Below are 17,630 nucleotides of genomic sequence, written 5' to 3' on the forward strand. Positions count from 1 at the left end.
TTCGCTAAAATCGTAAGTTCGCTAGGACGCCTCATCCAGCGCCGCCAGCCGTTCGGCCTCGGAGATGTCCTCGATCGTGTTGGCATTGAAGAACGGATCGAGCGGCTCCGCCGGCCACGTCACCGTCGCGAGCGGGTAGCGCGCGGTCCAGCGGTCGATCTTGCGGAGGTCCTCGACCACCAGCGCGTGGCGCAGCTCCTCGCGCAAGGCGACGCGCCACAGGCCGATCACCGGATGCGACTGCTGGCCCGATGCGGCGACCGCAAGCTGCGCGTTCTCGCGCGCGCGTGCCTCATGCAGCCGTGCGACGAGATCGCGCGGCAGGAACGGGCAGTCGCCGGCGGCGCTGAGCACCCATTCGACCTCCGGCCGGTTCGCCGCGGTCCAGTCGAGCGCAGCCAGGATGCCGGCGAGGGGGCCGGGAAAGCCGGGCACGTCGTCGGCGACGACTTGCAGGCCGAAGGCAGCAAAGCGGGCGGGATCGCCGTTCGCGTTGAGGATCAGCCCGCTGCACTGGGGCGATAGGCGCGCGATCACGCGCTCCAGAATGGTGCGCCCACCGATGGTCCGCATCGGCTTGTCGCCGCCGCCCATGCGCCGTGCAAGGCCGCCGGCGAGCAGCACGCCGAGGGTCGACGGAACGCTCGTTGCCGGAAACCTAGTCGTCACCACTTTCACCCTTGCGCTTGTGCCTGGCCGACTCCTCCTCGACGTAGGCGAGGTTCTGGTCGTAGACGATGCGCTCCTCGCCCGCGAGCGCGATAAAGCGCTTTCCGCGGGTGCGCCCCACCAGCGTCAGCCCGACCTGCCTTGCGAGATCGACGCCCCAGGCAGTGAAGCCGGAGCGCGACACCAGGATCGGAATGCCCATGCGCACGGTCTTGATCACCATCTCCGAGGTGAGGCGTCCGGTGGTGTAGAGGATCTTGTCGCCAGGCTCGACGCCGTGGCGGTAGATCCAGCCTGCGATCTTGTCGACGGCGTTGTGGCGGCCGACATCCTCGGTGTAGCAGAGCGGGGTTCCTTCCTTGCAGAGCACGCAGCCATGGATCGCGCCGGCTTCGAGATAGAGCGAGGGCATGGTATTGATGGTCTGCGTCATCTGATAGAGCCAGGAGGTGCGCAGTTCTGCCTTCGGCAGTGCGACGCTCTCGACCGCCTCCAGCAGATCACCGAAGGCGGTGCCTTGCGCGCAGCCGGAGGTCTGCGTGCGCTTCTTCAGCTTGGCCTCGAAATTGGTATGGTGCTCGGTGCGCACCACGACCACCTGGAGGTCGTCGTCGTATTCGACGTCGGTGACCACGTCGTCATATTTCAGCATGTTCTGGTTCAGCAGGTAGCCGAGCGCCAGATATTCCGGATAGTCGCCGATCGTCATCATGGTGACGATCTCCTGGGCGTTCAGGTAGAGCGTCAGTGGCCGCTCCATCGGCACCTTGATCTCGACCCTGGCGCCGGTCTGGTCGGTCCCGGTCACGCTCTGGGTCAGGCGCGGGTCGTCCGGATTGGGGACGATCAGGGGCACCGGGGCTTTGTCGATCTTCGTCATGGCCGTGACGTTAGCATGACATTCGGGTCAAGCCGATATAAGCATGGCTGGGAATGGGCAAAATGCCTCCGCTCGTCATTGCGAGCGGAGCGAAGCAATCCAGGAAAGCCCCCCGCGAAGACAGTCTGGATTGCTTCGCAGAGCCTGTCATCGGGCCGCGCTTTGCGCGGACCCGGTGGCTCGCAATGACGGGGAAGAGGCCGGAGGTTCCATCGGCTGGCATAGCCGTTGGCGGAGATCGAAGGGCATGAAAGTCATCGGCCTTGCCGGGTGGAGCGGTGCCGGAAAGACCACGCTGTTGACGCGGCTGATCCCGCATTTCAGCGCGCAAGGCATGCGTGTCTCCGTGATCAAGCATGCGCATCACCGGTTTGACGTCGATGTGCCCGGCAAGGATTCCTGGCGCCATCGCGAGGCCGGTGCCGCCGAGGTGCTGGTTGCCTCGTCAAACCGCTGGGCTCTGATGCATGAGTTGCGCGGGGCGGCGGAGCCGCGGCTGCCGGAGCTGCTCGGCAAGCTCTCCGCGGTCGATCTCGTCGTGGTCGAGGGGTTCAAGCGCGAGCCGCATCGGAAGATCGAGGTGCATCGCGCCGGCAACGGCAAGCCGCTGTTGTTTCCCGATGATCCCGGGATTGCCGGGATCGCGAGCGACGTCGCGATTGACACAAGGCTGCCGACTGTCCATCTCGACGATATCGCGGCCGCCGCGGCGCTGTTGCTGCGCGCGGCGATGCCGATCGAGGAAGCGATGGCAAAGAGCGCTGCGATGCGCTGACGAGGCACCATGGCGCAACTATCGGACGATTGCTTTGCCTTCGGCGGCCCGATGATGTCGGTCGACGAAGCCGTTGGCCTCATCACAACGCGCGTCAGCGCGATTGCCGATCTCGAGACTGTGGCGCTCGCCGATGCCGACGGGCGCGTGCTCGCGCGCGATGTGGCCGCACCTTTGCCGCTGCCGCCGTTCACCAACTCCGCCGTCGACGGCTACGCCCTGCGCAACGCGGACCTTCCGGGAAGCGCCGAACGGGCGTTCCCGCTCGACGGTCGCATCCAGGCTGGCGGCCTTGTGCAAGCACCGATCAGGCCCGGTCACACCGCGCGCATCTTCACCGGCGCGCCGATGCCGCCGGAAGCGGAGACGGTCTTCATGCAGGAGGACGTCCGCATCGATGATTCCGGCAAGATCGTGCTGCCGCCGGGGCTGAAGCGTGGGGCCAATGTCCGTCCTGCAGGCGAGGACATTCCGCAAGGTCATCTCGCGCTCCGCGCCGGCCAGCGCTTGCGACCGCCGCATGTCGCCCTTGCCGCCGCGTTCGGCCTGACGGGGCTCGAGGTCGTCAGGCGCATCCGTGTCGCCGTGTTCTCGACCGGCGACGAATTGGCCTCGCCGGGCGAGCCGCGCGCGGCCTCGCAGCTGTTCGATTCCAACCGTTTCATGCTGATGGCGATGCTGCGCCGGCTCGGTTGCGAGGTCAGCGACCTCGGCATTCTGCGCGACGAACGCAGCTCGCTCGCGAACGGCCTGAAGCAGGTCGCAGGTCACCATGACCTGATCCTCACCACCGGGGGCGTCTCGACCGGAGAGGAGGATCACGTCAAGGCGGCGGTCGAGAGCATCGGCTCGCTGGTGCTGTGGCGCATGGCGATCAAGCCCGGCCGTCCCGTGGCGATGGGCATCATCGACGGCACGCCGCTGATCGGATTGCCCGGCAATCCCGTCGCGAGTTTCGTGACGTTCGTCCATGTGGTGCGGCCGACCGTGTTGGCGCTGGCGGGTGGCCTGCCGGAGCCGCTGACGCCCATCCCGCTGCGGGCGGCGTTTACTTACAGGAAGAAGGCCGGGCGGCGCGAATATGTGCGCGCCTCGCTGCGGCGCGCGCAGGACGGTGGGCTCGAGGCGACCAAGTTCCCGCGTGAAGGGGCCGGGCTGCTGTCCTCGCTGGTCGAGACCGACGGCCTCGTCGAACTCGGCGAGGACATCACGAATGTCGAGCCGGGGCAGGACGTGGGCTTCCTGTCCTACGCCGATCTGCTCTAAAGCAGAATGGCTTCAGGTTGAAGCGATCGCTGCGGCTCGTTCACCTCTCCCGCTTGCAGGCGGGAGCCATTGCTACAATCCAGCAGCTTGACGTCATCAGGCGCCTGCGGCGGCGTCTTGATCGCGATGGCCTTGACCCGACCGCTGATCGGCTTGGTGCCGCCATGCGGCGTTCTTGCTCGGGCATGCTATTGCGCCGAAAGGCCGACGGCCAGCCGACCCAGGCAGTGCTTCTCAAGCCCATTCCGCTGCTCTATGGTGCCGCCGGCCGAACGGAGGAAACCAATGAAGAACACGATTGCCAGGCTCGCCGGCGCGCTGCTGGCGCTGGCGCTCACCACCTCGCTTGCCCAGGCGCAAAGCAAGGTCACCATCGCGGTCGGCGGCGGCTCCTGCCTGTGCTATTTGCCGACGGTGCTGGCCAAGCAGCTCGGCGAATACGATAAGGCCGGCCTCAATGTCGAACTCGTGGACCTCAAGGGTGGCTCGGACGCGCTCAAGGCCGTGCTCGGCGGCAGTGCCGACGTCGTGTCGGGCTATTTCGACCATTGCGTCAATCTCGCCGCCAAGAAGCAGGAACTCCAGGCTTTCGTGGTCTATGATCGCTATCCTGGTCTCGTGCTGGTGGTCGCGCCCTCGCGGACCAATGACATCAAGTCGGTCAAGGATCTCGCCGGCAAGAAGGTCGGCGTCAGCGCGCCGGGATCGTCCACCGACTTCTTCCTCAAATACATGCTCAAGAAGAACGGTCTCGATCCCACCGGCACCGCCGTGATCGGCGTCGGCCTCGGCGCCACCGCGGTCGCCGCGATGGAGCAGGGCCAGATCGATGCCGCCGTGATGCTCGATCCCTCCGTCACCGTGCTCCAGGGCAGCCACAAGGATCTGCGCATCCTCTCGGACACCCGCACCCAGAAGGACACGCTCGAGACCTTCGGCGGCGAATATCCGGGCGGCGCGCTGTATTCGACGGCGGCCTGGGTGAGCGGCCACGAGAAGGAAACGCAGGCGCTCACCAACGCGATCCTGGCCACGCTGGCCTGGATTCATTCGCACTCGCCCGAGGAGATCATGGCGAAGATGCCGGAAGAAACGGTCGGCAAGAACAAGGATCTCTATCTCGCGGCGCTGAAGAACACGATCCCGATGTACTCCGAGACCGGCAAGATGGACCCGAAAGGCGCCGATGCCGTGCTCGCGGTGTTCAGCGTCGGCTCGCCCGAGGTGGCCAACGCCAAGATCGACGTCAGCAAGACCTTCACCAACAAATTCGTCGACCATGCCAAGAACTCCGCGGGGACTGCCAAATAGCCGACGCGAAGGCGTGGCGGTCGCCTGGTCATGACGTCTCCGGTCATTCATCGCGTCAGGACGCTTGATCTTGCCGTGCGGTCGGTCGCGTGGCGGTTCGCCGAGGAGCGGCACGCCGAGATCGCGGCGCATTTCGCCGAGAAGCAACGCGAGCGGCCGAAGATCTGGAACGGCCGCGTCCTGCTCGGTCGGGACGCGGTGTTTACGGACGGCCATCTCGCCGCGACCTATTTCGAGACCGATTTCGCCAGCTTCCTCGCCTGGCGTGACTGGGGCTTTCCTGATCCGGCCGTGTTCAACGGCTTCGGCATGGGTGCGTTGCGCACGTCCGACGGCGCTTTCGTGATGGGCGAAATGGCGCAGCACACCGCCAATGCGGGTCGCATCTATTTCCCTTCGGGCACGCCCGACCTCGATGACGTCAATGATGGCACCCTCGACATCCCCGGCAGCGTCGTCCGCGAGATCGCGGAGGAGACCGGCCTGACCGCCGCGGACTACACGGCGGAGGCGGACTGGCACTGCGTCGTCAGCGGTCGCGCGATTGCAATGATTCAGGTCCTCAACCTGGATGTGCCGGGCGATGAGGCCCGCGCCCGGATCGAAGCCAATCTCGCGCGCGAGGCCGAGCCGGAATTGTCGGCCATTCATCTCGTGCGCGACATGGGCGATCTCAGGCCGTCCATGCCGCGATTTGTCACGGCTTTCGTCGAGCGCCAGTTCGCCTCGCGATGATGCGCGAGGCTTGACATCGCCGCGCTCAGCCCATGTGATGGGCAAAAAGCAAAAGCAACAAGAATGCAATGCACAATCGTCCAGGGAGGTTTTGATGCGCCTGCGCATGGCTGCCCGCTTGGTACGTGGGCTGTTGGTCGTGATATCAGCGACAGGCTTGGCGGTGTCCGCCGAGGCCCAGGAGAAGAAGCTCAAGATCGGTGTCATCTATGATCTGACCGGTCCGCTCGCCGGCGGCGGCTCGGAGCTGCAATATACCGGCGCAAGAATCATGCTGGATCGGTACAGCGCGAAGGATGTCGAGGGCTACAAGATCGAGGCGATCTATGCCGATGCTCAGAGCAAGCCGGACGTCGCCATCAATGAAGCGATCCGTCTGATCGAGCAGGAAAAGGTCGACATGCTGCTCGGCTTCTTTTCCTCGGCGCAGTGCGTGCCGGTTGCAGCGCGCGTCGAGCAGCTGAAGAAGTTCATGTGGATCACGACCTGCATTTCGTCCGCGGTGCTGGAGAACAAGAACTACAAGTACGTGTTTCGACCGCAGGCCTCCGGCGATCAGTTCGGCATGATGACGATGGACTTCATCGCGCAGAACTCGAAGGAGAAGTTGGGCAAGGATCCGAAGGACCTGCGGGTCGCCATCATCCATGAGGACGGCGCCTACGGCGTCGACGTTGCCAAAGGCAATGAAGCCGGTGCCAAGAAGGCCGGTTTCAACATCGTGCTCAGGGAAGGCTATTCGGCCACGGCCCCGGACTTGTCTGCGCTGGTCACCAAGCTGAAGCGGGCAAAGCCGGATGTGATCTTCCACACCGGCTACAATCCCGACATCACCCTGTTGCTTCGGCAAGCCCGCGAACAAGGGCTGAAGTTCGGTGCACTGGTGGGACATGGCGCCGGCTACGGGGTCTATGAGAAGCTGAAGGAAGGCCTGGGCGCCGATGTAAACTACTTCTTCAATACCGATCCGATCTCGATCTGGCTCGCCAACCAGAAGGGCATGGATCCGAAGCTGCCGCCGATCATCAAGGCGATTGGCGAGGAGTTCGACAGGCGCAAGCCGGGTGTTGCCATCCGTTCGGCTCATGTCGGCATGGCTGCGTCCAACACCTACCTGTTCCTGACCGACGTGCTGCCGCGAGCGATCAAGAAATATGGCGGCATCGATCCCGATTCCCTGCGCAAGGCAGCACTCGACACCGACATCCCCGAAGGCGGCACCATGCTCGGCTTCGGCGTCAAATTCCACGGCGAGGGCTCGCCGATGGCCGGCCAGAACGAGCGCTCGTTCCCTGTCGTGATCCAGTACGTCGACGACAAATCCTACGTGGTGTGGCCCAAGAGCCAGGCGCAGCGCGAGGCCGTGCTGCCGCTGCCGAAGGGCACCACCTACAGCAACCAGTAGCGGCGGAGAGCGGCGGTGCTGGAAGTGAACGGGCTGGTGAAGCGGTTTGGCGGCTTCACCGCCGTGAACAACGTGTCGTTCCGGGTCGACCAGGGCGAAATCCTCGGTCTGATCGGCCCCAACGGCTCGGGCAAGAGCACGATCTTCAACATGCTCTCCGGCACGCTGGCGCCGACATCAGGATCGATCCTGTTCGCCGGGCATGAGATCGCAGGCCTCGCGCCGCACCGGATCATCAACAGCGGCATCGGCCGCACCTTCCAGATCCCGCGCCCCTTCCGCCGCCTGAGCATTTTCGAGAACGTCGCGCTCGCCGGCTTCTACGGCCAGGGCCGCCCCAGCCGGGTTAGAGCCGAGGAGGCGGCCGAACGCTCGCTCGCGATGGTCGGCCTGCCGACCGATCGCCACGCCAGCGTCGATGGCCTCGGCGCGGCCGGCCTGAAGAAGCTCGAGCTCGCGAAGGCGCTCGCCACCGCGCCAAAGCTGCTGCTCGCCGACGAGAGCCTCGGCGGTCTCGACGAGGCCGAGATGGATCAGGCCGCGGACATGCTGCGCAACATCCGCGACGAGCTCGGCATCACCATCATCTGGGTCGAGCACATCATGGGCGTGTTGATGCGCGTCGTCGACCGCGTCATGGTGCTCGATCACGGCGAGAAGATCTCGGAAGGCCTGCCGAGCGCGGTCGCCGGCGATCCGCGCGTCATCGAGGTCTATCTCGGCACCGATGCCGAGACCACGCAGGCCGCGGCCGCCGAAGCGCGCCGCCGCGCGGGAGGCTAGCCGATGCTGGAGCTTCGCGCCGTCAATGCCGGCTATGGCACCTTCCAGGCGCTGTTCGACGTCAATCTCGACGTGAAGGCCGGAGAAGCCGTCGGCGTCATCGGCCCGAACGGCGCCGGCAAGACGACCCTGATGCGCGTCATCTCCGGCCTGATCCGCCCCTCGCGCGGCTCGGTCCGGATGGAGGGTATCGACGTCATGGCCACGCCGGCGCACAAGATCGTCAGCCTCGGCATTGCGCACGTTCCGGAGAACCGGCGGCTGTTTCCGCGGCTCTCGGTCGACGACAATCTCAAGATGGGCGCCTTCATGAAGGAAGCGCGCGGGCACTATGCCGAGCGGCTCGAGGTCGTGTTCGACCTGTTTCCGCGCCTGAAGGAGCGCCGCCACCAGATGGCTGGAACCATGTCCGGCGGCGAGCAGCAGATGTGCGCGATCGGCCGGGCGCTGATGTCCAATCCAAAGCTCCTGCTGCTCGACGAGCCCTCGGCCGGGCTGGCGCCGGTCGTGGTGCAGCAAGTGTTCGAGCTCGTGAAGCGGATCCGTGCCAGCGGGCTGACCGTGCTGATCGTCGAGCAGAGCGTGCAGCAGGTCCTGAAGGTGGTCGACCGCGCCTATCTGATCGAGGCGGGCGCGATCCGCGCGTCCGGCACCTCGGCCGAGATGCTGGCGAGCGACACGGTCAAGGAAGCGTATCTCGGGGTGTGAGGGGGCATGCAGGCATTTCTGGACATCTTCGACATTTATCTGCTGGAGGCCGTGATCAACGGCATCCTGCTCGGCGGCGTGCTGGCGCTGCTCGCGCTTGGCCTCAACCTGATCTTCGGCGTCATCGACGTCACCTGGATCTGCTACGCCGAGCTCGTGATGATCGGCATGTACGCCATGTACTTCATGGTGCAGTATTACGGCGTCAGCTATTTCGTCGCCGCACCGCTCACCATCCTGCTGGTGGCCGTTCTCGGCGCGGCGCTGCACTATCTCGTGATCGCGCCGCTGCTGACCGCGCCGCCGATCAACCAGTTGCTCGCGACCGGCGGGGTGCTGTTCGTGCTCCAGAGCTTTGCCACCGTCGCCTTCGGCATCGACTTCCGAAATCTCGGCATCCGCCTGCCGGTGCTCGCCTTCGGCGACATGAACTTCAGCTACGCACGGCTGCTATCGTTCGTGGCGGCGCTGGTCGGCATGGTCGCCGTCTATCTGTTCATGACGCGCACCTTCACCGGCACCGCGATCCGCGCCATCTCGCAGGACCGGCAGATCATGGCCTTGATGGGCGTCGATGCCAGGCGGATCTATCTCATCACCTCGGCGCTGGGCGGCGCGTTGGCCGGGCTCGCCGCCTGCCTCCTGGTGCTGCAATATGACGTTCACCCCTTCGTCGGCCTGTCCTTTGGGCCGATCACCTTCCTGATCTGCGTGCTCGGGGGCCTCGGCAACTTCATCGGCGGCTTCATCGCCGCCTTCGTGTTCGCCGAGATCATCTCGCTCGGCGGGCTGTTCTCCGATCTCGAATGGGGCTATGTGCTCGCCTTCGCCTTCTTCATCGTCATGATGTTCATCCGGCCCGCGGGCCTGCTTGCGAGGCGCCGATGATGGGGCAGGGGCGGCTTGCAGCCTGGGGAACAGGCCTGGCGGCGCTGATCGCGCTGCCCTTCGTCTATCGCGATCCCTATCATCTGCACATTCTGGTCCTGATCCTGATCTGGTCGTTTGCCTACACCTCCTGGTCGATGATGGGGCGGTTTGGCCTCGTTTCGCTCGGCCATGGCGGCTTCATGGGGATCGGGGCCTATGTCACAGCGCTGCTCTGGAATCATCTCGGCCTGTCGCCCTGGATCGGCATTCCCGTCAGCATGGTTGCGGCAGGCATCCTGGCACTGATCGTCGGCTATCCCTGCTTCCGCTTCCGCATCACCGGGCACTATTTCGTGCTGGTGACGCTGGCGCTGTCAGGCATCGTGCTCCAGGTCATCACCGCGACGCGCGACTACACCGGCGGCTCGCTGGGCTACACGCCGAACCGGACTTCTGGCAACAAGCTGCTGGCGCTGCAATTCGATGACAAGACGACCTGGTACCTGATCGCGCTCGGAATCTGGCTTTTCGGCATCGTGGTCTGGCACTGGGTCGATCGCAGCATGGCTCGCTATGCGCTGGAGGCGATCTCGGAGGACGAGGACGCCGCTGCCGCGGCCGGCGTCGATGTCACGGCGGAGAAGCTGAAGATCACGCTGCTCAGCGCGCTGATGACGGCGCTCGCCGGCGCGATCTACTGCCAGTACCAGATGTTCATCACGCCGGACACCGTCAGCGGCATCGCGGTGTCGCTCCAGATGGTGTTCGCTGCCATCGTCGGCGGCCTGTTCGTCTCGCTCGGCCCGACCGTCGGCGCCATCATCACCATTCTGCTCGCCGAGACCTTGCGCATCGGCTTTGGCACCAGGGCGGTCGGCTGGGACAACCTCGTCTACGGCGTGCTGCTCGTGCTTTTCATCATATTCCTTCCCAAGGGCATCCTTGGTAGCTTGCTCGACCGATTGAAGCCGCAACGCAAGGTGCCCCGCGCTCATGAGCAAGAAGCCGTCCAAATCGCTCGCCCAGGAACTTGACCGCTATATCACGCCATTTCGCCACGATGGTTCAGGCAAGTTTCATCTCAAGGACCACAAGACCGACGAAAGGGGCGATCTCGACAAGGAGAAGGCGCTGGCGATCCTCGACTCGAACAAGAAGCGGCTGATCGAGTTTCAGGAGAAGCTTTACGCGCAGGACCGCTGGTCGCTCCTGATCGTGTTCCAGGCGATGGACGCCGGCGGCAAGGACTCTGCGATCAAGGCGATCTTCGAGGGCATCAATCCGCAGGGCTGCGAGGTTCATGCCTTCAAGGCACCGAGCAGCAAGGAGCTCGATCATGACTTCCTCTGGCGCCATATGATCGCACTGCCCGAGCGCGGGCGCATCGGCATCTTCAACCGCTCCCACTACGAGGAATGCCTGGTGACGCGCGTGCACCCGGAGATTCTCGCCAAGGAGAAGCTGCCGCAAAGGCTCGTGACCAAGCACATCTGGAGGGAGCGGTTCGAGGACATCTCGGCCTTCGAGCGCTATCTCTGCCGCAACGGCACCGTGGTGCTGAAATTCTTCCTCAACGTCTCCAGGGAGGAGCAGCGCAAGCGCTTTCTCGAGCGGCTGGAGGATCCGGCCAAGCAGTGGAAGTTCTCCATGGACGACATCAGGGAGCGCGCGCTGTGGCCGCGCTACCAGGCGGTCTATCAGGACATTGTCCGCCACACCGCCACGCCCCACGCGCCCTGGTACGTCGTGCCCGCCGACCATAAATGGTTCGCCCGCGTCGTCATCGGCTCGGTGATCAACGCGGCGCTCGAAAAGCTCGACTTGCGCTTCCCCCGCGCCGACAAGGCTTCTCTGGAAGAGTTCAAGCAGGTGCGCCAGGCGCTGGAACGCGAAGGAAAGGGAAAGCGGTGAGGCGGCCCGTGGCTCGATGCCGGGCTTTGACCGGGAGCGAAATTGCTCTACCCTCGATCCGCCGCGCACCGTCTCCGGAATCGAGGTTTGCCGTGTTGAAGTCAGTTCTCGCAGTGTCCGTGCTTGGCGTGTCCCTTGCTGCGTTCGCGATGAGGGCACCCGCGTGCGCCCAGACCTACGACCCCCGCGCGCCGGTCTGCCTACACGTCTTCGGCGAGCTTGAGGGCGAGCGGATGGATTGCATCTTTCCCTCCTTCGCCCAGTGCCAGGCCGCTGCGTCGGGGCGACCGGCGACCTGCCTGACGAATCCGTATTTCGCGCAGGCCTCCGAAGTGCGGCCGGCGAGAACCGGCAGGCGTGTCCGCTGAGCTGATTGCTCAATATCCGCGAGCCCACCAGTAGCAGAAGCGCTCCACATTGGCGGGAAGGCCGGTCTCGTAGTTCGTCCATTTGGCGTATTTCGGCAGCTTCACGTCCTTCATCGCGGTGTCGAAGCACGTGCCGGCGTCCGCCGCCTTCTTCACCTCGGCGGAGAGATCCTCCATGTAGGCGATGTCGTCCTCGACGTCCTTCTTGGTGCCCAAGCGGCCGCCGGCATAGGGATGGCCGGGGATCATCCGCTCCCAGTCGAGCGAGGCGAGCTTCTTCAGCGAGGCGATATATTCCAGCGGCGAAGCGTTGTCGGGGATGTTGCGAAACTGGACCTGCTCGATCGGCGCGAAGTCGACCACGAAGACGAGCTTTTGCTTCGGCAGCCGCATCACCAGCGAATTGTCGGAATGGTTACGGCCGACATAGTTCAGCTCCAGCGTGGTGCCGCCGAGCGTGATGCTCTTCCTGTCATCTACCACCTGATCCGGCATCACGACGTCCGCGAGCAGGGATTTCTGCTTCTTCAGCTCGAGCAGGCGCTCCCTGGTTCGCCGGTGCGCGATGAAAGTCGCGCCGAGATCCTTGAAGGGCTGGCCGCCGGCGATGTGATCGTAGTGATGGTGGCTGTAGATGACGTATTTGATCGGCTTGTCGGTGACCGCCTTGATCGCGTCGATATAGGGCTTGGCGGGACGCAAATAGGAGATCGGATCGGTCGCGATCACGCCTTGCGGCGTCACCACGAACATCGCCTGATGGCCGCCATAGCGGAAGATGTAGACGTTGTCGGTGCCGTCGACCTTCCTGGTGGACGTCTGCGGCGCGTTCTGTGCGAATGCCGATCCGGTGACGAGGACGGCGAGCATGGCGATGCAAAATGGTGCTTTCATCTCTGGCTTTCCGGAAGGGAACGAGGGCGACAGAGGCGATATCCCTTCGATACAAACGCTGCCGTCAGGGACTTATTCCGCCGCCGTTACGGGGCCAATCTGTCGCGGGAACGGTGCGGAACGCGTCTTTAATTGTGATTTCGAAGCCTTTGATCCGGCTTGACAGTTTTATGTCGCAGGAGGACCATGGCAGGGGTCGCAAGCAAGCGACACGCAACGTCCATCTCATGAGCAAGGGGAGGTCTATGACGCCACCTCCGCAAATCCAGCCGCGTTAATTGCGATGGAGCTCGTTCGGACTATCGCATAGCGGCGGAAACCGCGAACGGCACGCCGGGACAAGGTTTAGCGGGCCGCATCAGTGAGGCAAGGCCCCTACCTTCCCGGCGCTGTATTTTGCATCATGTCGATCGCGTCGGATGGCCGTGACGAGGCCGTCGCGATGAAGACATATGACATTCTGCTTTTCTGCCGTCTTCCTCCTCGCCGTCGGTTCGCAACGACGGGAGAGGTTTTTGCGCGCACGGGGCCTGAAGGCGTTTCGCTGAGGGCGGCTCCTGATCCTGCGTTGCGGCAAATGCCAAGAGAATGTCGCCTCAAAGGCCAACTTCCGACACAGGCTGGAGGCGAATAGCAGCAATCCGACATGACGCATGCGCTTCGGCGGTGACGGTCCCGACGCCGCCGGCGCATTTCATTTTTTCAGGGAATCCTCGTGTCGCATAAGCTGGCCGCGGCGCTCCTCGCTGCTCTCTTCCTCACCATTCCATCTTCCTCCGGCGCCCGTGCCGAGCCGCCTCCGCCGCCGGCCAATAGCGCTGCCACACTGTCGCCCGACCAGGCGAAGCGCGCCCTGGAAACCCTCCAGGACGACAAGAAGCGTGCGCAGATGATCGATACGCTGCGCGCAATCGCGAATGTATCAGGTCAGCAGCAGGCTGCAGCCGCCGCGCCCGAGCAGAAATCGCCGATCCCGCTCGCGGCCGACGGTCTCGGCGCGCAGCTCCTGCTCACGGTGTCGGAAGAGATCGGGGCGATCTCGAGCGAGATCGCCAGCATGGCGCGAACACTCACGCATTTTCCGGCGTTCTATTACTGGTTCCTGCGGACCGCGAACGATCCCGCCGCCTACAACCTCCTGATCGAGATCGCCTGGAAGCTGGCGCTGGTCCTCGGCTGCGCCCTTGCAGCCGAGTGGGTGATCTTTCGCCTGATCCGGCGTCCGGTCGTGTTCCTGGAAGGACGCGTGCCGCAAACCGCGCAGCTGCCGGCCGAGATGCTTCCCATCGCCGACCCGCCGTCATCGGTGGTCGATGTCACGCCCGCACCCGAGCTGAGCAAGCGCCGTCACAGCCTTGCGCGGGTCTGGCAGGTCCTGCTGCGGCTGCCCTTCGTGGTGGGACGCCTCGTGCTCGAACTGCTGCCGGTGGTCGTCTTCGTCGGCGCCGCCACGGCGCTGCTCGGGACGGAGATCGGCGAGCCCACGACCGTCCGCCTCGTGATCCTCGCAGTCGTCAACGCCTATGCGTTCTCGCGCGGGCTCATCTGCATGGTCCGGGCGCTGGCAGGGCCGTTCGGCCTGTTCCCGGTGCGCGCGGAAACCGCCGCCTATATCGAGATCTGGGCGCGCCGCATCGTCGGCGTCGGCGTCTCCGGCATCGCCTTCGCCAACGTGGCGCTGCTGCTCGGCCTGCATCGTGCCGGTTACGCCGCGCTGCTGCGCATGGTGATGCTGGTCGTGCACCTCTTCATCGTCGTCATCATCCTGCAATGCCGCCGCCAGGTCGCCGAGGCCATCCGCGCGCCGGCCGAGCGGCAAGGGATTGCGGCCCGCCTGCGGAACCGGATCGCCGGCGGCTGGCATTATCTTGCCATCGCGCTCGACCTTGCGCTCTGGGCGGTGTGGGCGCTCAACATCCGCAACGGCTATTCGCTTCTGCTGCAATATTTCGTCGGCACCATAGCGGTGGCGCTGGTCACGCGCGTCGTCATCATGGTGACGCTGGGCCTGATCGACCGCGGCTTCCGCATCAAGCCGGAGATCCTCCAGCGCTTTCCGGGCCTCGAGGTCCGCGCCAATCGCTATCTTCCGCTGCTGCGCAAGATCGTATCCAGCGTGATCGCCTTCATCGGCTTCGTCGCCGTGCTCGAAGTCTGGGGCGTGGACGCCATCGTCTGGTTCTATGGCGGCCAGATCGGCAGCCGGCTGATCTCGGCCGTGGTGACGATCGGCCTCGCCTCGTTCATCGCAGCGGCGATCTGGGAAGCCAGCAATGCGCTCCTGGACCGCCAGATCAATACGCTGTCCCGGGACGGCCATTATGCCCGCGCCGCGCGTCTGCGTACGTTTCAGCCGATGCTGCGCACGGCGCTGCTTTGCCTGATCGCCGCCGTCGTCGGCCTCACTGCGCTCAGCGAGATCGGCGTCAATGTCGCGCCGCTGCTCGCGGGCGCCGGCATCGTCGGCATCGCCATCGGCTTCGGTTCGCAGAAACTGGTGCAGGATCTCATCACCGGCCTGTTCCTGCTGCTGGAAAACACGGTTCAGGTCGGTGACAATGTCAGCGTCTCGGGGCTGTCGGGCGTCGTGGAAAACGTCTCGATCCGGACCATCCGCCTGCGCGCCGGTGACGGCGCCGTGCACATCGTGCCGTTCAGCGCGGTCACGACCATCACCAATGCCAGCCGCGGCGCCGGCAACGCCTCGGTCAGCGTCAACGTCGCCTATAAGGAAGACACCGACCGCGCCGGCCAGATCCTCAAGGAGATCGTCGACGAGATGCGCCGCGAGCCGGAATTCCGCGCGCTGATCCGCGGCGACCTCGACCTGTGGGGCGTCGACAAGGTCGACGGTGCGATGGTGTCGATCGTCGGCCAGATCCGCTGCACCGAGGCCGGGCGTTGGCCGGTCCAGCGCGAATTCAACCGGCGCATGAAGCTGCGCTTCCAGCAGAACGGTATCGAGGTCGCATCCGCCACCCAGACCATTTTGATGCACATCGCGCCACCGGCGGATAGCGCGGCCAATCTGGCGCCGCGGCGGGCAGTCGGATAGTCCGCGCAGCCCAAACGATGCGCCGCCGGCGTGATCGGTACCTTCATGGTCCGCCCGGCGATGCGAAGCACGCCCGGAGACGTGCGTGCCGCGCTCCTCGCCATGAGGAGAGAGGTCCGTCTCGCCACGTTAACCTTTCCTCGCGCAACTGCCACTCGTTCGCGGCAATCTCGCTGCGGTGCGAGATGGCAATCGGCGCTCCAATGTCTGCGTCCTTGATCTGGATGACGCGCTGGCCGACAATGCGCGCGGTTCACTGTGAAGCTCTTGGGGGAATTCGTGAATAGACCTGCCCGGGTCGTTGCCCAACCGACGTCGTCCAATCCGCCGCAAGGCATGGCACTGCTGCGCGATCCCCTGCTCAACAAGGGCACCGCCTTCACGGAAGCGGAGCGCGAGACGCTCGGCCTGCGCGGCCTCCTGCCGCCTTGCGTGCTGACGATGGAGAGGCAGGCCCAGCGCGTTCTCACCAATCTGCGAGCGCTGCCGACCGACCTCGAAAAATATGTCGCGTTGAACGCGCTGCATGACCGCAACGAGGCGCTGTTCTTCCGCGTCGTCGTCGACAATATCGACGAGGTCCAGCCGATCATCTACACGCCAACGGTCGGGCTCGCCTGCCAGAAATACGGCCTGATCTTCCAGCGGCCGCGCGGCATGTTCATCTCCTCGCGCGATCGCGGCCAGATCGCAGAGATCCTGAAGAACTGGCCCTATCCTGCCAGGCTGATCGTCGTCACCGACGGCGAGCGCATTCTTGGTCTCGGCGATCTCGGCGCCAACGGCATGGGCATTCCGGTCGGAAAGCTCTCGCTGTATTCGGCCTGTGCCGGCGTGCATCCCGAATTGTGCCTGCCCATCGTGCTCGATGTCGGCACCAACAACGAAGAGCTGTTGAACGATCCCTATTATCTCGGCCTGCGCGAGCGGCGGCTGACGGGCGAGGCCTATGACAGCTTCGTCGACGAGTTCATGCAAGCCGCGCGAAAGACCTTTCCGGGCGTGCTGATCCAGTTCGAGGATTTCGCCAATCACTCCGCCTTCAAGCTGCTGCACAAGTACCGGGATGAAGCCTGCGTCTTCAACGACGACATCCAGGGCACCGCGGCGGTGGCGCTCGCAGGCCTGTTCTCGGCTCTGCGCATCTCCGGCGGCAAGCTCGGGGATCAGCGCATCCTGTTCCTCGGCGCGGGCGAGGCGGCGACCGGCATCGCCGATCTCGTGGTCTCCGCCATGATGGCGGAAGGGGCTTCCGAGGCGGACGCGCTCCGGCGCAACTGGCTGGTGGATTCCCGCGGCCTCGTCGTCGGCGGCCGCGAAGGCCTCTCCGGCCACAAGCTCCGCTATGCGCACGCCGACCAGGCGCCGATCGCCGACTTCCTCACCGCGATCAAGACGTTGAAGCCGACGGCGATCATTGGCGTCGCCGCGGTTGGCGGCGCCTTCACGCCCGAAGTGCTCAAGACGATGGCCGAGCTCAACGAGAAGCCGATCGTGTTTGCGCTCTCCAATCCGACCTCGAAGGCCGAATGCTCGGCCGAGGATGCCTATCGCTACACCGACGGCCGCGCGCTGTTTGCGTGCGGCAGCCCGTATGATCCGGTCAAGCTCAACGGCCGCAGCTTCGTGCCGCGCCAGGGCAACAACTCCTACATCTTCCCCGGCGTTGGCCTCGGCGTCATCGCCAGCGGCTCGAAGCTGGTGACCGACGAGATGTTCATGGCGGCGGCCCATACGCTCGCCGATTGCGTCGGCAAGGAGGACCTTGCGCAGGGCAGTCTCTATCCGGCACTGCCGCGCATCCGCGAGGTCTCGGTCCGCATCGCCGCCGCCGTTGCCGACGTCGCCTATCAGCGCGGGCTGGCGGACGGACCTGCGCCGAATGACGTGAAGGCCCTCGTCCAGTCGCAGATGTACGAGCCGCATTACTGACCGGCCTGCGGCACCAGAACGGCTCGGTTCACGCCAACGTCTCCACATCGTCATGGCCGGGCTTGTCC

The 17,630-nt window shown here is 64.8% G+C and carries 16 protein-coding genes; 13 read left to right on the plus strand and 3 right to left on the minus strand.

Features of this window, described 5'->3' with window-relative positions; translation table 11 throughout:
- Positions 1-21 precede the first annotated feature (21 nt).
- Both mobA and IC50_RS14890 read right to left on the minus strand, forming a co-directional pair.
- The gene (gene mobA / locus IC50_RS14885; RefSeq protein WP_050991004.1) at positions 22-678 is read right to left on the minus strand and encodes a molybdenum cofactor guanylyltransferase MobA; all 657 of its coding nucleotides are present in this window, start codon (positions 676-678) and stop codon (positions 22-24) included.
- Entirely contained in the window at positions 659-1,549 is an 891-nt protein-coding gene (locus tag IC50_RS14890; RefSeq protein WP_035705714.1) for a formate dehydrogenase accessory sulfurtransferase FdhD, read from the minus strand. The genes mobA and IC50_RS14890 overlap by 20 nt, the downstream gene beginning before the upstream one ends.
- 247 nt (positions 1,550-1,796) lie before the next feature.
- Between IC50_RS14890 and mobB the strand changes: the two genes are divergently transcribed.
- From mobB to IC50_RS14945, 11 genes are all read left to right on the plus strand, one after another.
- Positions 1,797-2,324 carry a molybdopterin-guanine dinucleotide biosynthesis protein B gene (mobB, locus tag IC50_RS14895; protein ID WP_035705717.1) on the plus strand — a complete coding sequence of 176 codons (528 nt, stop codon included), beginning with the start codon at positions 1,797-1,799 and terminating at the stop codon, positions 2,322-2,324.
- A gap of 9 nt (positions 2,325-2,333) precedes the next feature.
- Positions 2,334-3,590 carry a molybdopterin molybdotransferase MoeA gene (locus tag IC50_RS14900; RefSeq protein ID WP_035705719.1) on the plus strand — a complete coding sequence of 419 codons (1,257 nt, stop codon included), beginning with the start codon at positions 2,334-2,336 and terminating at the stop codon, positions 3,588-3,590.
- A 285-nt stretch (positions 3,591-3,875) separates the two neighbouring features.
- Positions 3,876-4,901, plus strand: a complete 1,026-nt coding sequence (locus tag IC50_RS14905) for an ABC transporter substrate-binding protein (RefSeq protein ID WP_035705722.1) — start codon at positions 3,876-3,878, stop codon at positions 4,899-4,901.
- Between the two features lie 30 nt (positions 4,902-4,931).
- Positions 4,932-5,636 (plus strand): hypothetical protein, encoded by a 705-nt coding sequence (locus tag IC50_RS14910; RefSeq protein ID WP_035705725.1) that lies wholly within the window; start codon positions 4,932-4,934, stop codon positions 5,634-5,636.
- Between the two features lie 94 nt (positions 5,637-5,730).
- Positions 5,731-7,041, plus strand: coding sequence for an ABC transporter substrate-binding protein (locus IC50_RS14915; protein WP_035705729.1), 1,311 nt, complete (start codon positions 5,731-5,733; stop codon positions 7,039-7,041).
- Positions 7,042-7,056: 15 nt separating this feature from the next.
- Positions 7,057-7,824, plus strand: coding sequence for an ABC transporter ATP-binding protein (locus tag IC50_RS14920; RefSeq protein ID WP_035705733.1), 768 nt, complete (start codon positions 7,057-7,059; stop codon positions 7,822-7,824).
- A 3-nt stretch (positions 7,825-7,827) separates the two neighbouring features.
- Positions 7,828-8,532, plus strand: coding sequence for an ABC transporter ATP-binding protein (locus tag IC50_RS14925; protein ID WP_035705736.1), 705 nt, complete (start codon positions 7,828-7,830; stop codon positions 8,530-8,532).
- 6 nt (positions 8,533-8,538) lie between these two features.
- A complete protein-coding gene (locus tag IC50_RS14930) occupies positions 8,539-9,420 on the plus strand; it encodes a branched-chain amino acid ABC transporter permease (RefSeq protein ID WP_035705739.1) in 882 nt (293 codons plus the stop codon).
- Positions 9,417-10,436, plus strand: coding sequence for a branched-chain amino acid ABC transporter permease (locus IC50_RS14935; protein ID WP_035705742.1), 1,020 nt, complete (start codon positions 9,417-9,419; stop codon positions 10,434-10,436). Before IC50_RS14930 ends, IC50_RS14935 begins: the two co-directional genes overlap by 4 nt.
- Positions 10,396-11,313 (plus strand): polyphosphate kinase 2 family protein, encoded by a 918-nt coding sequence (locus IC50_RS14940; protein WP_035705745.1) that lies wholly within the window; start codon positions 10,396-10,398, stop codon positions 11,311-11,313. The genes IC50_RS14935 and IC50_RS14940 overlap by 41 nt, the downstream gene beginning before the upstream one ends.
- Before the next feature lie 119 nt (positions 11,314-11,432).
- Positions 11,433-11,681 carry a DUF3551 domain-containing protein gene (locus tag IC50_RS14945; RefSeq protein ID WP_440588139.1) on the plus strand — a complete coding sequence of 83 codons (249 nt, stop codon included), beginning with the start codon at positions 11,433-11,435 and terminating at the stop codon, positions 11,679-11,681.
- 9 nt (positions 11,682-11,690) lie between these two features.
- Here IC50_RS14945 and IC50_RS14950 read toward each other — a convergent pair whose 3' ends face one another.
- A complete protein-coding gene (locus IC50_RS14950; RefSeq protein WP_035705751.1) occupies positions 11,691-12,575 on the minus strand; it encodes an MBL fold metallo-hydrolase in 885 nt (294 codons plus the stop codon).
- Positions 12,576-13,290: 715 nt separating this feature from the next.
- Here IC50_RS14950 and IC50_RS14955 point away from each other — a divergent pair.
- Positions 13,291-15,630, plus strand: a complete 2,340-nt coding sequence (locus IC50_RS14955) for a mechanosensitive ion channel domain-containing protein (RefSeq protein ID WP_035705754.1) — start codon at positions 13,291-13,293, stop codon at positions 15,628-15,630.
- A 279-nt stretch (positions 15,631-15,909) separates the two neighbouring features.
- On the plus strand, positions 15,910-17,562 hold the full coding sequence (locus IC50_RS14960) for an NAD-dependent malic enzyme (RefSeq protein ID WP_081492445.1): 1,653 nt from the start codon (positions 15,910-15,912) through the stop codon (positions 17,560-17,562).
- The last annotated feature ends 68 nt before the right edge of the window (positions 17,563-17,630 follow it).

The sequence above is a fragment of the Bradyrhizobium genomosp. I (2014) genome, from assembly GCF_000261685.1.
Classification (GTDB): domain Bacteria; phylum Pseudomonadota; class Alphaproteobacteria; order Rhizobiales; family Xanthobacteraceae; genus Bradyrhizobium.